Source organism: Geosporobacter ferrireducens, assembly GCF_001750685.1.
Taxonomy (GTDB): domain Bacteria; phylum Bacillota; class Clostridia; order Peptostreptococcales; family Thermotaleaceae; genus Geosporobacter; species Geosporobacter ferrireducens.
Window position 1 is genome coordinate 4,862,279 of sequence record NZ_CP017269.1, and the last position, 15,160, is coordinate 4,877,438.

Genomic DNA, 15,160 nt, shown 5'->3' on the forward strand with positions numbered 1-15,160 from the left:
TTAGTAAAAGGGCAGGGCTTTTCCATAGGGGTGTAGAAGTGTTATTTTAATAAGAATTGGCTCGTAAAATAACTTTAAGGGGTGGACTATGAAAAAGATATCAAGAATTGGTATTACTATTGTCTTATTTGCTCTAATCCTACATATGCTGACACCCAATGCCTCCTCTGATGCTAAGCATAAAGAGGAGCTTCGTGGGTTGTGGGTAGCTACAGTTTTAAACATTGACTATCCGTCAAAACCAACAACAGAACCGGAAATACAGAAGGCTGAAGCGGTAAGAATCTTAGAGCATGCTGCGGATATGGGATTAAATGCTGTGTTTCTGCAGGTGCGTCCTGCCTCAGACGCAATCTATAAATCGCGATATTTTCCCTGGTCGAAATATTTAACGGGCAGTCAGGGGCAGGCGCCAAAGGATGATTTTGATCCTTTGAAATTTTGGGTTGAGGAAGCACACAAACGTGGCATTGAACTGCATGCATGGATTAATCCCTATAGAGGTACGAAAAAAACCGCAGCAGAGCCGAATCACGATTTTGCCTCCCTACATGCATCCAATCCGGCCAAAGTGAATCCTAACTGGATGGTGAAACATACGGACGGAAATCTATACTATGATCCGGGACTTCCAGAAGTACGGCAGCTAGTGATTGACGGAGTTTTAGAGATTATCGAGAATTATGGTGTAGACGGTATTCATTTTGATGATTATTTCTATCCGGGAAAAGATTTTAATGATAAGGCTACTTATGAGAAATACGGGAAAGGTTTTGCAAATATTAATGATTGGCGTAGGGAAAATGTAAACCTGCTTATCCGTGATTTGTCCAAAGCGATCAAGGCTGCTTCCAAAGATGTACGGTTTGGAATTAGTCCTGTAGGAATATGGGCAAATAACAATACAAATCCCCTCGGAAGTGACACCCGGGGAATGCAGGCATACTATGACCAATTTGCTGATTCGAGAAAATGGGTAAAAGAAGGATGGCTGGATTATATTGCGCCACAGATCTACTGGAATATAGGATTCGCGGTAGCCGATTATAGTAAACTGCTGTCCTGGTGGTCAGATACTGTACACGGTACCGGTGTTGATTTGTATATTGGACAGGCTGCCTATCGTGCAGGAAATTCTGATCCCCAAAGTCCTTGGCATGGTGTATCAGAAATAAAAAAACAACTTGAACTGAATCTAAAAAATTCAGAGGTAAAAGGAAGTATTTTTTTCAGCTACAATTCTTTCGACAAAAACCCGGCCCTAAGTAAAGAGATTCAAGGATTTTATAAACAGCAGAATGAGGTTAATATAAATATACCCATTAGTGTTTCGAGACCTGCAGACAATATGAAAACGAGCTTAAATCAGTTTTATTTTAACGGAGTCTCTGATCCTAACAAGCCATTATATTTGAATGGGCAGCTGGTGGAAAACCGGTCGCCAAGGGGATACTTCGGTATTCTCATGCCTATTGAAGAAGGGGAAAACCTGTTTACTTTCTCTCAAGCAAACTCCGTTGTTACCCGTATAATTTATAGAGAGCCAGCTTCTGCTGCAGGAAAGAAAATGAGTACAGCTGAAATTCCTATAGCTTCTGTATTTCCACAAGATCAGGAATATCGAATGCCAGGTGAAAAAATTACCCTTTCCTGTCAGGCACCTGCTGGATCAAAGGTAACTGTAAGCATTGGCGGAAAAAGCTATACGATGAAAGCATCTGGCTTGACGGCTAGCGGAGAAGATATCCTCGCAGATACATTCACTTATGTATATACTGTTCCAGACCATAGTGGAACACCCCGGGTTGTCGATTTAGGGGTGCCGGAATACAAAATGGATTACAACGGTCTTGTGAAAACAAGCAAAGCACCGGCTAAGATCGGTATAATTATGAAAAATGCGCCTTTTTATGCAGAAGTGATAGAGGAGACGATAGATACCTATGCGACACCCGTCTCAAGCAATGGTGCAGCTTACGAGATCTACAAAGGAATGACAGATTATGTGACCGGAATGACGGGAAACTATGCCCGAATATCCTCGGGACAATGGGTAAACAAAAAAGGAATTAATATCTATACTACCCGGTCCCAATTACAGGCAACGATTAAAAAAGCTGAGTATAACATTGGAGAAAAGTGGGAAACCTTGCAGCTTGAACTATCCTCTCCTGTGCCTGCATTTTCATCCTTTGACGGAAATGTAGTAAAACTTGAGATTTCAAATGCTGCCAAAGGGGTCTTACCCGTTTTACCGCCGGACTCAGTATTTGCTTCTGTTTCTATTTTACAAAACGCTCAAAATGTGCAATATATTTTCGCTTTAAAGAATGATCATTCTATAGAGGGTTACTTTGTTGAAAAAACACCTGACGGACTGGTGTTAAATACTAAAAAGCCTATTGCTGCGGCGGACGGCAATGAACCGCTTTCCGGAATTGTTATCATGTTAGACCCGGGACATGGGGGGAGTGATTCGGGAGCCCTTGGCCCCCTGGGCTTAGATAATTCTGAAAAAACGATCAATCTAAATACTGCGCTTAAACTGCAAGCAGAGCTGGAACACCTTGGCGCCACAGTTCTGATGACCAGAACGACCGATATGAATGTATCCCTTGAAGCACGTCTTGCAGCTTCAAGAAAGGCAAGGCCGGATATGTTTATATCCATTCACGCCAATAGCATGGCCGATAATGTAGACATATCAAAGGTGGATGGTTTTTCAGTATTTTATCGGGAAAAATTTGCGCAATTGCCTGCAGAAATAGTATCTAAGCATGTCATAGACAATTTGGGCCGGAATAGCAAAGGGATACACAATAAAAACTTTTATGTTACCAGAGGAACCTGGACGCCCTCTATATTGATTGAAAGTGGGTTTGTTCCAAATCCTAATGAGTTTGAGTGGTTAATTGATGAAAATGAGCAAACGGGGTTAGCTAAGAATATCGCCGATGCAGTTGTAAAATATTTTGAGATGCCAAAGATAACGGGCAAATAGCTTTGGCGCAAACAGATAAGAGTACCGATCCTGAGGATAGGTACTCTTATCTGTTTTTATTCTACTTCTGAATGGTCTTCTTTTTTGGAAATCATTCTACCTAAGAATTTTATATCATCATCTATAAATCGATGCTGGATTTTATTTACTTCAAAATGGAATAGCTTAAATGTAAACTGTACAATATAGCCTATTGCTAATGCAGTAATCAGTGTACCTACGCCTATAAAACCGCCTAATATATATCCTAAACTTAAGACACTGAGTTCGATGGAATTACGGATAAACCGTACCGATTTACCGGTTTTTTTCGTTAAAGCAATCATCAGCCCATCCCTCGGTCCGGCACCTAAGCTTGCACCAATGTAGAAGATGCTGGCGATTCCAATTAAGAACATTCCTAATAACAGCATCATGAGTTGAAGGATCCAATTATCAAATATGGGAATTAAGTGATTAAACATCAATATGTCCATAAAGAATCCAATGAAAAACATATTACAGATAGTTCCCCAACCTAATCTTTCTCCCAAAAAACTATTGCTAATAATTAACATCAATCCTACACCGATACTAGCCTGCCCCATCGAAATATTCATTGTTTTTGAAAGCCCTTGATGGAAAACATCCCAGGGTGCAAGTCCAAGATTGGCGTTAATTGTCATTACGATTCCGACGGCATAAAATATAAGTCCTATAAACAATCTAAAAATGCGGTATATAACTGCTTTCATAAAGCTGCACCTCCATTAAATTCCTAAAGAAGATTTTACCCCTTTGTATTGCATGTATATTTGATTATAACATGACTTTAAGCTTTATATCTAATCAATTATGCTTATATTTTACTCGACATTACCTAAACTTCATAAAGAAATAAGGGCAGAATTAAATTCTACCCTTATTTCTTAGACACATATTTTATAATGGTCATCGATAAACATTTTTTTTAATCTAATATGTTCTTGATATTCATCTTCGCTTAAAATACCATTGTCCTTCATCTTTGTAAGAAGTTCAATCATTTGAATACAGAGTAGTCTTAAATCATCTTCTACACTAAATATGTTTATACTCATGTATCCACTCCTATCTCTGTAGAATATTTTGGTAATAAACCCATACGCTACGCTAATAAATATACTTCGCTATAAGTTTTTAATTCTATACGAGGAGCAATTATCCTCTATTAGAAAAAAATGTTAATTAGACTAATAATTTGTAGATTTGTGATTGAAACAAAAATACAGCAGGTATATAATACTACTAGCAATTATATTTTTAATTCTATGAGGCAGAGGGGGTGTACTGTGGATAATTTAGAGAAAATCTCCTGCAAAATTGAAAACCTAAGAGCTGCTATGAATGAACTAATCATTAAAGACCCGGAACTTAAAGATCCTAAAATATTAATCATAAGTCAGGAACTTGATGAAGTGATAAATCTATTTTGTGAAATCTTAAAAACAAAGGGATAGGATTATTCTCCTTTTTATTGTGGCTAAATGTGTATTTGAGGAAACAGGTGGGTTTATACTTGAAAAATAAGAAAGGATTAAGACTCTAAATGACTCCGTACTAGTAATTTTTACACAGAATATTAGCAACTTAACATATTGTCCAAATAAAAAATCCCATCACAATGAACAGATTTCATTGAGATGGAATTTTTACCATTTAAAACCTTCTGTAAATTTTATTAAGAGGCTATTGCATGGTGGACTTACTTTCTAAGGGAAATTTCCTTTAATATAGCAGTCTTATTACGATCTTTGACCTGATTAATAGACCATTCATTTTGAAACAATAATACAGGATGGTTATCTTCATCCTCAACAATCATGGTATCCATTGTGATACTGAAGGTATTTTGATCAAAATGATCCAGTTCAACCCAACGAATATAACGATAAGGAAGTCTTTCCATAATTACATCTACACCATATTCATTTTTAAGGCGATATTCTAACACCTCAAATTGAAGGGCTCCAACTACACCCACAATCAATTCCTCTACACCAATATTCGGCCGCTTGTAGACCTGTATGGTGCCTTCCTCTGCCAACTGGGTAATTCCTTTTATAAACTGTTTACGCTTAAGGGAATTCTTCGTAAAAACTTTAGCAAAATGCTCAGGTGCAAATACTGGGATACCTTCATATTGCAGTTTAGATTGATCCTGACATAAAGTATCACCAATTTTAAATATTCCTGGATCATGAATTCCGATAATGTCTCCAGGATAAGCAGTTTCTACCACAACACGTTCTTGTGCTAAAAACTGCTGTGGCTGCGCTAATCTTACCTTTTTATTTTCTTGGACATGATTCACTGTCATTCCTTTTTCAAACTTTCCGGAACAAATCCTTAAAAAAGCGATTCGATCTCTATGGGTTGGATTCATGTTTGCTTGAATCTTAAAGATAAAGCCTGAAAAGTTTGCTGTTTCAGGATTGATTTCGCCTAAATTACTAGAGCGGGGTTTTGGCGGTGTGGTAATATTTAAAAAAGATTCTAGAAATGGCTCTACACCAAAGTTCGTCAAGGCACTTCCAAAGAAGACAGGTGTTAGTTCGCCATTTAGTATCTGATTTAGATCATAATCATCTCCTGCCATATCTAATAAACTAATATCATTTATTAGATGGGTGTGAAGATCATCCCCTAGTAAATCTCTAAACTTTTCATCGGATATATCTCCTATAATTGCTTTTGCCACAGTTTGGCCATGGTTGCCATCATTAAAAAGTTCGATTTGCTTTTTATAGCGATTGAAAACGCCTTTAAAGTTTCTATCGCTGCCAATCGGCCAGTTCATTGGATAAGAACGAATCCCGAGAACTTGTTCAATGTCTTCCAGAAGCTCAAATGGATCTTTTCCTGCACGATCTAGCTTATTAATGAAGGTGAAGATTGGAATTCCTCTCATTTTACAAACATGAAATAATTTCTTGGTTTGATCTTCAACCCCCTTTGAGCAGTCGATCACCATGACAGCACTATCAGCGGCCATCAAGGTTCGGTAGGTGTCTTCACTGAAATCCTGGTGACCTGGTGTATCAAGAATGTTAATACAAAATCCATTATAGTCAAATTGAAGCACACTGGAAGTAACAGAAATTCCTCTTTGTTTTTCGATTTCCATCCAGTCAGATACTGCATGGTTTTGCGCTCTTCTTGATTTAACAGATCCAGCCAAACGAATTGCGCCACCGTATAATAATAGTTTTTCTGTTAGCGTTGTTTTACCCGCATCGGGATGGGAAATGATTGCAAAGGTTCTTCTTCTTCGAACTTCATCCATAAAGCTTAACATTTCATTTGACATTTTTTCCTCTTCCTTTATTATAAATTATTGATTAATTATCTCCTGAAAATTAAAGTATAACCTTCTAGATTTTATCCTTCTATTGTTCCCCTGTCAATTGCCTTTCTATTAAAGCAGAAATTTTCCAGGGAAAATTCAAGAAAAATTCCTATGAACTTATACACATCAAACAGAATAGCGGTTTTCCTATGCTTATTTCAATATAAGGTTAAGACAGATGAAGGTACTTTTAGTATAGATTTGCATTGCTATAATTATAGAAATTATTAACAAATCTAATTACAAGGTACAGCAAATAGCGTTATAATGGATATATAAAAAATGAGCCTATACTGTTTGCAGTTGAGCAGGCGGCTGCTGAAAGGGGATTAAAGGAATAAATGTGACTCAAATTTTAATATTTGCTATACATAAATATTTCGTATGGATGCCAAGGAGAGAAAGATTAAATGGTGAAAATGAGAGAAATAAAAAGACTTCTGATTTTCTGCTTTACTGCTACCTTCATTTTGATACTTTTTTCCTCAATCATGGTGACGGGAGAAGGCGACCCTTTTGCAGAAATACAAGAAAAGCTTGCTGGAATTTCTATTGAAGAAAGGGAAATCCTCAAAAAACTCTTTGTCTTGGCACGGGAGGTAGAAGATATGGAGAGAGCGGAGGCGGAAATTGAGCAGGAGATAGAAAGCGTAAACCAGGAGGTCAAGTATTTAGAAAATGCCATTGCATTAGAGGAAATGGACTATGAGAATAAACTTGATGTTCTCAGGCAGATCCTAAGAAGCTACCAGCGTAGAGGGGCAGGATCGTATCTAGAAATCATACTGAGTTCAGACAATCTGGCTACTTTCCTGCGACGGATAAATACGTTCCGGGACCTCACCCGTAACACTGGAGAGCTTTTGTTATTGTTGGAGGATAGCAGAGAAAAGTTATCAAAAGAAAAGAAAAAATTAACTGAGAAGCTTGTGCTGATAGAAGAGAAACAAGAGGAGTTAAGAGAATCCCTCGTGAATAAGCTGCAACTAGTAGAGGCACAAGAAGCGTATCTTGCATCTCTAGCAGGGGAAAGAGTTTTTTATCAAGAATATCTGACCAGTCTCCAAAACCTATTGGATGAACTGGGCACTTTTTTTACAGAAGTTGCAGGAGAGTTTTCCAGAATTATTGAGGAGGGGAATTTACCGTCTGATACTCTGAAAACAAGCATTACGTTATATCATATAAAGGGTTCTATAGAGGAGAAAACCTTTAACAATATCATTAAAGAAAATCCTAGACTTCCGGAAATGATATTCAGTTTTCAACCGGGAAAAATTGAGATGAGCATACCGCAAAAAAATCTGACTTTGATAGGGGATTTTGTGATTCTCGATGGAAAAACTCTGAAGTTTCAGGTGGAAGAAGGTGCTTTCTATGGAATGCCTCTGGAAAAGGGAACCATAGAAGGGTTGTTTCGGGAAAGCCACCTGGTATTAGACTTGAAACCGCTGGTAGGTAAAAATATTATACAGTCTATAGAAGTTTTCGATGGATATTTAGAATTAAAAATTATACCTAATTTATTTTAGTACATTACCGTGGAGGCGACGAATAATGATTGAGGCAAAAGATGTCTGCTTGACCTATCTTGACGGCACAAGGGCTTTGGAAGGTATTGACTTGAAGATAGAGCCTGGTGAACTAGTGTATATGACGGGGCCCAGCGGATCTGGAAAGACTAGCCTATTAAAACTTTTGATGGGTGTAGAATATCCTACTGCCGGCTCTTTGCAGGTACTGGGACAGTCTATAGAGAGGGCGCAGACTGCAAAAATCAGGAAAATGAGGATGCGTGTTGGTCCGGTTTTTCAAGAGTTTAAATTAATAAAAGGAAGAACTGCTATGGAAAATGTTATGCTAGGTATGCGATTTCTTGGTTTCCCTATAGGGCAGATCAGGAAAAATGCCAGTGAAGCATTGGAAAGAGTGGGGTTAGAACACAAGTCTTTTTCATTGGTTGAAAATCTGTCATGGGGGGAAACTCAGCGAGTCGCTATTGCAAGAGCAGTAGCCAGAAAACCGGAACTAATACTGGCAGATGAACCCACAGGAAACCTGGATACAAGCAATGCACTGAATATACTAGAACTCTTGACTTCGCTAACGGATAAAAAAACAGCGATCGTTATTACTACTCATGCAACCCATCTGATTGACAGCAGTGCAGAGGGTAAGCTAATTCAAATGGAAGCAGGAAGAATTCGCTGGGAAAGGCTGGGAAGAGCATAAAATGACAAGTATTTCTAGCAATATAGGATATTTCTTTAGAGAGGCAAAAACGGTCATTCGATTGAATTTGCTGACAAATATATTATCTCTTCTTAGTACGGGTCTTATTTTTTTTATTTTGGCTATGGTAATTTCGGGATGGTGGGTCAGTAGCGAAGTAATTGAGGTAATTCAGGAAGAGGCAGAGGTTAGCGTCTATTTTGACGAAAGTCTTAACCCGATGGATGTTTTGCATCTGGTTAAAGCGATAAAAGGTATTGAGGGAGTACGAGAGGCACGAATTGTTGATCAGGGGGAAGCTTACAGCAGGATGGTAGAAATCCTTGGAGAAGAAGCCCGTGTTTTAGAGTTTTTTGATGACAATCCTTTTAGCTCTTTCATTGAAGTAAAAATTCACCTTGAGCAAATGAACCCTGTTTTGGAAAAAATACTCCCGATGAAAGGAATCGAACATGTTCGGGATAACAGGGAGATTTTAGATCGGCTGCACAGTGTTGTGAGGATATTAAAGCTTGTAGGATATTTAGCTGCAATGGCTGTAGGTATTTCTACCCTTGTGATCATATCTCACATGATCAGGCTTGGGATTTATCATAATAGAGAACAGATCAATACCTTGAGATTATTAGGTGCGCCTGAAATTTTTATTGCATGTCCATTCATGCTGGTAGGCATGACATTAACTTTAGGTGGAGGTCTGCTGGCATCCATGATGTCAGACTTTGCATTAAAAGAAGTATATGCCCAAATGACAGGGCCGCTGCCATTCATTCCACTGCCTCCCCTTGAAACGATTGTAGGGAAATTGGCACTGCTGGTTATCACATTGAGTATAAGCTTGGGGTTTATTGGCAGTCTCGTAGGACTCTCTTCAGAAAGAAGCAATTAATGATTATTCCCCGTCAAATTTGAATATATAGTATATATCTAATTCCTTTAGAATAGACATATAGCAAATATTTGAAGGGGGCCTTATTATGAAAAAGTTAAAGAGAACCATGGTAGAGCTAATCATAAGCCTCGCAATACCCCTCGGAATAGGTTTCTTGAGTTTATTACTCATCGAAGAGTCCATCAGTATATACAAAGATTTAGTGAAACCTGTATTTGCACCGCCAAACTGGATATTTGGGCCAATATGGACGATTTTATATATTCTGATGGGGATTGCGTCTTATCAGATATGGAAAGCCAGAAAAAGCAGGATACAAATTAATAATGCTTTGTTCTTTTATACAATACAATTAATTCTAAACTTCTGGTGGCCCGTATTGTTCTTTAGATTTCAAATGAGATTTTTGGCTTTTATAGAAATTATTCTTCTACTCTTATTTATAATCCTTACAACTCGAAAATTCAAGCGGATTGATTGGGTTGGAGCAGGGTTAATGATTCCCTATATTCTTTGGGTGGTATTTGCTGCTGTCTTAAACATTTCTTTATGGATACTAAACAGATAGACAAAGACCAAGGAGGCGAATAAAACCGGCATCCGCAGGATGGCGGTCTTTTCATGCAAATAAATAGTAGAAAGGAATAAAGAAATAGTGTGTTATAATTATAATATGAATTTTCTAACAGGAGTGGTATATATGATTTCCAGCAGACAAAAAAAAATCCTCGAACAGTTGGTACAGTATCAGGATTTTATAACCGTTGAACAATTGGCCAAACAGTATAACCTTTCCCATAGAACCATTCGCCATGATATTTTGATGCTTGAATCCAGCCTCAAGAGAAGAGAAATCACTTTTACACGCCACCGAAAATATGGTTTGAAGATAGACTTAGATAGTTGCCAATGGCAGCAGTTACAAGATTTCTTATATCAAAAGGCAGAGTATCTATCGCCGCAAAATCGTTCCAAGGAGATTGCAAAGGTACTGCTGGAAAAGTCAGAAACTAAATTCGATGAACTTTTAGAGATATTTAAGATAAGTAATAAGACATTGACCGGAGATCTAAATGAATTAAAACTTTGGTTTGGCATGCAGCATTTGAAGCTTCTACGGGAAAAAGGTAAAGTGAAGATTTTAGGTAGAGAGCTTTATAAAAGAAAGGCATACTTATATTTACTGAAGGAAGAGGCAACAGGAGAAAAAATATTAGACTATCTCCTAAATGAAGAATCAAAAATAATGAATATATTGCAGTGGAAAGAATGGTTTCAACCTAAGGATATGCATTACTTATTTGAAGTGGTTTCAGAGCTGGAACAGACTTTGTCAATTACCTTCTCAGATAATGGTTATGTAGCGCTCATTTTGCATATGTATTTGTCTATGGAAAGATTAAGGAAAGCGCATTTTGTTGCAATGGATGAAGGTCTTCTAAAGGAACTTCAGCAAACAGAAGAGTTTAAAACAGCAGAAAGAATCGTTAGGGTAAGAATAGAACCTTATTTTCAGATTCATCTTCCTTTATCAGAGATCGGCTATATCACCCAGCATATTCTGACTGCCCAAAAGGAGTATCAAAAAGATAAGGAAGACGAGGAATGTTTAGAGCTTGCAAAACAAATTGTTATAGAAGCGGAAAAGACCCTTGAAAAACCGCTTTTAGCCAGTGCACAAATCATAGAAAGTCTTGCAATGCATTTAAAACCGGCGATATATCGTTCAAAGTACGGCATTAAGATTTATAATCCGTTGTTTTCTGAATTGCAAAAAAAGTATAGCCTATTGCTGGAGACAATTATTAATATTACCAATGCTATTTTATCACCCAAAGGAATCCAGTTTGATGAACAGGAAGCCAGCTATATTGCCATGCATATTGGTGCAGGGATAGAACAACAGTTGTCTGCATCAATAAAAAAACGTGTGGTTATCGTCTGCAGTTCAGGATTAGGTACTGTTAATATTTTGCAAAGAAGACTTTTGGACATTTACCCACAGATAGAGCTTGTAAAAAAATGTTCTTATAAGGATCTAAAGGATCTAACCGTTGAAGATGTAGATTTGATTATTTCTACAATTGACATTTACTTTAATCTACCCATACCCTGGATCAAAGTATCGCCACTTTTGACGCAAGAGGATGAGAAACGAATCATTACATTGCTGGGTTTAACAGAGCATAACCAAGGCAAGGAATGGCATGTGAGCCGTACTGTAAAAGAAGTTATTAAGCTTGTAGAGAAAAATGCGAATATCCATGACCGCACGGAATTGACAAAGGAACTGGTACAATTCTTCAAAGGTACTCATTTATCCGCCTGCAGCAGTCCTGACAAATGGAATCTGTCCCAGCTGTTGCCCAAGGATTCCATTGAACTGCAATTAGATACCCCGAAGACGATAAAAGAGATGATTCAATTAGGAACAGCGCCGCTTAAAAAGAGGGGGATTATTGGTATTGAATATGAAGATAAGCTTATCCAGATGATAGAAAAGCCCAATCATCATTTTGTTATTACACCGGGTGTTGTTTTTCCCCATGCTTCAAATGAAACAGGGGTATGGGGTACGGGCTTCAGCCTGATGACCTTCAATCAATCTGTTATGCTGAAGGAAGTAGGGGTGCCTATTTGGCTAATGATAACGCTTGCAGCAGAAGATCATGAAAAACATATAGATGCATTAGGATTATTGATTGATGCTTTGAATGATGAATCTTTTTTAAACCTGCTAAAGAATGCACATTATGCCGGGGAGATTTATGACTGGTTTGAAAAAAGAGAGGGATCGTTACTATGATTATGAAAAAGATACTCGTAGTATGCACAAGTGGTTTAGGAACAAGCCTAGCCATGAGATTATATGTGGAAAAATTCATAAAGGAAAATAATTTAAATGTAAAGGTGGAACATACGGATATTGGTTCTGCAAGTTTTATAGAAGCAGATTTGATTTTAGGAGCAAAACAGGTGATTGAATGTTTAGCTGAACAAGATCACATTGAAGTAATTCCATTAGAAGATATTGTGAACCGCCAGTATATAAGGCAACAGCTATTTAGCAGTGCAACGGTGCAAAGCTGGTTAGTAGAAAAAGAGGGGATACGATGAATTTTTTAGATGGAATAAGCAGAGGTGTGCTGGGTGAGCCCGCTTTTGTGCTCGGCATCATTGCTTGTATAGGTCTTATCGTCCAAAAAGAAGCTATGGAGAGAGTGATTCAAGGAACAATAAAGACAATTCTAGGATATATTTTAATTCAAATTGGCGCATCTGCTGCAGGAGTAGCGTTAGGAAACTTATCCTTATTAATACAAAGAGGTTTTCAGGTAATTGGGATCATTCCTCACAATGAAATCATTGTAGCTTTAGCACAAATCAATTATGGAAATTATATTGCATGGATTATGTTGTTTGGAATGGTTATACATCTGCTGATTGCCAGATGGAGTCCGTTAAAATATGTATTTTTGACAGGGCATCACATGCTGTTTATGGCTTCAATGCTGGCAGCAGTATTGGCAGTATCATCTCTAAGTAAATGGAAGGTAATACTTCTAGGTGCTGTACTCCTAGCTATGGCTATGTCCGTTGGACCTGCTGTCATACAACCTTTTGTACGAAAGATAACGAACAATAATACCATAGCTGTAGGACATTTTAATAGCATTGGCTTTGTTATTGCAGGTTTAATCGCATCCTGTTTTAAATCTGAACACAAAGAGGAAAAGGAGACACCACTTCCAGGCTTTAGGAGATTCCAAGTACTCTTTCAAGATCATATTTTATCCACTACACTTTTTATGTTTATATTATTTTTATTAGCCGGATTTTTTGTAGGCCGTGAAACGATGGAAGAACTGTTTTTCTCCCGGCCTCCTATCGTGATCGCTGTTATGCAGGCAGTTTGGTTTGCAGCGGGAGCCTATGTGATATTAATGGGGGTAAGAATGTTGCTTTCGGAGATTGTACCGGCCTTTCAAGGGATTAGTGAGAAGATTGTTCCTAATGGAATTCCTGCATTAGATTGTCCTATCTTATTTCCCTATGCACCCATTGCATCCATTTTTGGATTTCTATTTAGTTTAATGGGCGGAGTAGCCGCTATGCTTTTATTCATTATGCGGTCGAATCAATATACAATTATTATTCCAGGAATTGTGACCCACTTTTTTTCAGGGGGTGCAGCAGGTGTTATAGCCTATAGAATTGGGAGAAAAAGAGGACTGGTTACAGCTTGTTTTGTTCATGGATTTGTTATTACTTTTTTACCATATTTTTTAGTCCCTATTCTATCGGGGCTAGGATATGTGAGGGCAACTTTTGGAGATTCTGATTTTGCAATTATGGGCTTTTTCACGAAATGGATATTGAACTTTTTCCTTACTTTATAAATATGAAACAAGTCAAGTATCTCTTGAATAAAGAGGTACTCTTTTTTTGCCGTTTAAAGTGGCAAATAGATGGTATCGTATTTTTACACTTCTTCAAGTAGAATGATGTTAAAGCAGATAAAAATGCAAAATGTTGTTATTATTAAAAAACCTAAGCAAGTATTAAGAATGGTAAGAAAACAAGGAGGAATGAAAATGTCAAGAAAGATGAGCATGGTACTTTCAATCATTTTGGTGATTACTTTAATGCTGGCAGCATGCAGTCCTGCTAAACCCCCAGCTGATCCTACCGGTGCTGCTCCTGAAAAGAAAGATTTAAAATTAACAATTTATGCAGGCTTAATGGAAGACCATGCAATAATGGCAACAAAAGAATTTGAAAAACAAACAGGAGTAAAGACAGAATTTGTTCGTATGAGTAGCGGCGAAACACTGGCGAGAATTCGTGCAGAGAAAGATAACATGACAGCCAGTGTATGGTTTGGTGGTCCAGTGGATGCCTATATCGCTTCGATGGAAGAAGGTCTGCTTGTACCGTATAAATCACCGAATGCTGAAAAATTCCCTGACAAGTATAAAGATCCAGATGGCTACTGGACAGGTATTTATTCCGGATATCTTGGGTTTGTTTGTGATAAAGAATGGTTTGAAGAAAAGGGTTATGAGATCCCAACATCTTGGGATGATTTATTAAAACCGGAATTCAAAGGACAAATCGTAACGGCGCATCCAGGTTCTTCTGGAACTGCTTATACCATGTTAGCAACCATTACGCAATTAAAGGGCGAAGAAGCCGGTTTTGAGTATATGCAAAAACTGAATGGCCAAATTCGTCAATATACAAAGTCTGGTACAGCACCTGGCAGAATGGTTGGATTAAAAGAGATTCCAATTGGGATTACTTTCTTACATGATGCAATTAAATATCGACTGGAAGGCTTTAAAGATATCGTGATTTCGGCCCCATCTGAAGGTACCGGTTATGAGATTGGTGGCGTTGCTATATTGGCAAATGGCCCAGATCAAGAAGCAGCACAAATGTTTGTAGATTGGGCACTGACAAAAGAAGCACAAGAGTTGGGAAGTACGGTTGGTTCATTCCAGTTCTTAACAAATCCAGATGCAGTGCTGCCAGAAGAGGCAATGATCTTAAAAGATACGAAATTGATTGATTATGATTTTGATTGGGCAGGTAAAAACAGAAAAGAGTTAGTTGAAAAATTCAATGAAATAACGAAAACACAACCACCTACAGAATAATATAGGAC

13 protein-coding genes are annotated in these 15,160 nt (G+C 37.8%); 10 read left to right on the top strand and 3 right to left on the bottom strand.

Features of this window, described 5'->3' with window-relative positions; translation table 11 throughout:
- Positions 1-88: 88 nt before the first annotated feature.
- The gene (locus tag Gferi_RS22665; protein WP_069980407.1) at positions 89-3,001 is read left to right on the top strand and encodes a family 10 glycosylhydrolase; all 2,913 of its coding nucleotides are present in this window, start codon (positions 89-91) and stop codon (positions 2,999-3,001) included.
- A gap of 56 nt (positions 3,002-3,057) precedes the next feature.
- Here Gferi_RS22665 and Gferi_RS22670 read toward each other — a convergent pair whose 3' ends face one another.
- On the bottom strand, positions 3,058-3,735 hold the full coding sequence (locus Gferi_RS22670) for a YczE/YyaS/YitT family protein (RefSeq protein WP_069980408.1): 678 nt from the start codon (positions 3,733-3,735) through the stop codon (positions 3,058-3,060).
- A 174-nt stretch (positions 3,736-3,909) separates the two neighbouring features.
- Positions 3,910-4,080: a hypothetical protein gene (locus Gferi_RS28340; protein ID WP_156782467.1), complete on the bottom strand. Its 171-nt coding sequence runs from the start codon at positions 4,078-4,080 to the stop codon at positions 3,910-3,912.
- Between the two features lie 231 nt (positions 4,081-4,311).
- On the opposite strand from Gferi_RS28340, the gene Gferi_RS28550 reads away from it, so the two are divergent.
- Positions 4,312-4,479, top strand: coding sequence for an aspartyl-phosphate phosphatase Spo0E family protein (locus Gferi_RS28550; RefSeq protein WP_169833028.1), 168 nt, complete (start codon positions 4,312-4,314; stop codon positions 4,477-4,479).
- 245 nt (positions 4,480-4,724) lie between these two features.
- Here Gferi_RS28550 and Gferi_RS22675 read toward each other — a convergent pair whose 3' ends face one another.
- Positions 4,725-6,329 carry a peptide chain release factor 3 gene (locus Gferi_RS22675; RefSeq protein WP_156782468.1) on the bottom strand — a complete coding sequence of 535 codons (1,605 nt, stop codon included), beginning with the start codon at positions 6,327-6,329 and terminating at the stop codon, positions 4,725-4,727.
- 449 nt (positions 6,330-6,778) lie between these two features.
- On the opposite strand from Gferi_RS22675, the gene Gferi_RS22680 reads away from it, so the two are divergent.
- The 8 genes from Gferi_RS22680 to Gferi_RS22715 all read left to right on the top strand — a co-directional run bounded on the left by Gferi_RS22680 (position 6,779) and on the right by Gferi_RS22715 (position 15,152).
- Positions 6,779-7,900: a coiled-coil domain-containing protein gene (locus Gferi_RS22680; RefSeq protein ID WP_069980409.1), complete on the top strand. Its 1,122-nt coding sequence runs from the start codon at positions 6,779-6,781 to the stop codon at positions 7,898-7,900.
- A 25-nt stretch (positions 7,901-7,925) separates the two neighbouring features.
- Positions 7,926-8,600 carry a cell division ATP-binding protein FtsE gene (locus Gferi_RS22685; protein WP_069980410.1) on the top strand — a complete coding sequence of 225 codons (675 nt, stop codon included), beginning with the start codon at positions 7,926-7,928 and terminating at the stop codon, positions 8,598-8,600.
- Between the two features lies 1 nt (position 8,601).
- The gene (locus Gferi_RS22690) at positions 8,602-9,489 is read left to right on the top strand and encodes a cell division protein FtsX (protein ID WP_069980411.1); all 888 of its coding nucleotides are present in this window, start codon (positions 8,602-8,604) and stop codon (positions 9,487-9,489) included.
- A gap of 88 nt (positions 9,490-9,577) precedes the next feature.
- Positions 9,578-10,060 carry a TspO/MBR family protein gene (locus tag Gferi_RS22695; RefSeq protein WP_069980412.1) on the top strand — a complete coding sequence of 161 codons (483 nt, stop codon included), beginning with the start codon at positions 9,578-9,580 and terminating at the stop codon, positions 10,058-10,060.
- A 132-nt stretch (positions 10,061-10,192) separates the two neighbouring features.
- The gene (locus Gferi_RS22700; RefSeq protein ID WP_069980413.1) at positions 10,193-12,298 is read left to right on the top strand and encodes a BglG family transcription antiterminator; all 2,106 of its coding nucleotides are present in this window, start codon (positions 10,193-10,195) and stop codon (positions 12,296-12,298) included.
- On the top strand, positions 12,295-12,609 hold the full coding sequence (locus Gferi_RS22705; protein ID WP_083273726.1) for a PTS sugar transporter subunit IIB: 315 nt from the start codon (positions 12,295-12,297) through the stop codon (positions 12,607-12,609). The genes Gferi_RS22700 and Gferi_RS22705 overlap by 4 nt, the downstream gene beginning before the upstream one ends.
- A complete protein-coding gene (locus Gferi_RS22710; RefSeq protein ID WP_069980414.1) occupies positions 12,606-13,892 on the top strand; it encodes a PTS ascorbate transporter subunit IIC in 1,287 nt (428 codons plus the stop codon). The genes Gferi_RS22705 and Gferi_RS22710 overlap by 4 nt, the downstream gene beginning before the upstream one ends.
- A 195-nt stretch (positions 13,893-14,087) precedes the next feature.
- Positions 14,088-15,152: an ABC transporter substrate-binding protein gene (locus Gferi_RS22715; RefSeq protein ID WP_083273881.1), complete on the top strand. Its 1,065-nt coding sequence runs from the start codon at positions 14,088-14,090 to the stop codon at positions 15,150-15,152.
- Positions 15,153-15,160: the final 8 nt, after the last annotated feature.

Excerpts from the sequence above, each read along its gene's own strand:
- Gferi_RS22665 (WP_069980407.1), top strand. The coding sequence starts at position 89 with ATGAAAAAGATATCAAGAATTGGTATTACTATTGTCTTATTTGCTCTA.
- Gferi_RS22670 (WP_069980408.1), bottom strand. The coding sequence starts at position 3,735 with ATGAAAGCAGTTATATACCGCATTTTTAGATTGTTTATAGGACTTATA.
- Gferi_RS28340 (WP_156782467.1), bottom strand. The coding sequence starts at position 4,080 with ATGAGTATAAACATATTTAGTGTAGAAGATGATTTAAGACTACTCTGT.
- Gferi_RS22675 (WP_156782468.1), bottom strand. The coding sequence starts at position 6,329 with ATGTCAAATGAAATGTTAAGCTTTATGGATGAAGTTCGAAGAAGAAGA.
- Gferi_RS22680 (WP_069980409.1), top strand. The coding sequence starts at position 6,779 with ATGGTGAAAATGAGAGAAATAAAAAGACTTCTGATTTTCTGCTTTACT.
- Gferi_RS22685 (WP_069980410.1), top strand. The coding sequence starts at position 7,926 with ATGATTGAGGCAAAAGATGTCTGCTTGACCTATCTTGACGGCACAAGG.
- Gferi_RS22690 (WP_069980411.1), top strand. The coding sequence starts at position 8,602 with ATGACAAGTATTTCTAGCAATATAGGATATTTCTTTAGAGAGGCAAAA.
- Gferi_RS22695 (WP_069980412.1), top strand. The coding sequence starts at position 9,578 with ATGAAAAAGTTAAAGAGAACCATGGTAGAGCTAATCATAAGCCTCGCA.
- Gferi_RS22700 (WP_069980413.1), top strand. The coding sequence starts at position 10,193 with ATGATTTCCAGCAGACAAAAAAAAATCCTCGAACAGTTGGTACAGTAT.
- Gferi_RS22705 (WP_083273726.1), top strand. The coding sequence starts at position 12,295 with ATGATTATGAAAAAGATACTCGTAGTATGCACAAGTGGTTTAGGAACA.
- Gferi_RS22710 (WP_069980414.1), top strand. The coding sequence starts at position 12,606 with ATGAATTTTTTAGATGGAATAAGCAGAGGTGTGCTGGGTGAGCCCGCT.
- Gferi_RS22715 (WP_083273881.1), top strand. The coding sequence starts at position 14,088 with ATGTCAAGAAAGATGAGCATGGTACTTTCAATCATTTTGGTGATTACT.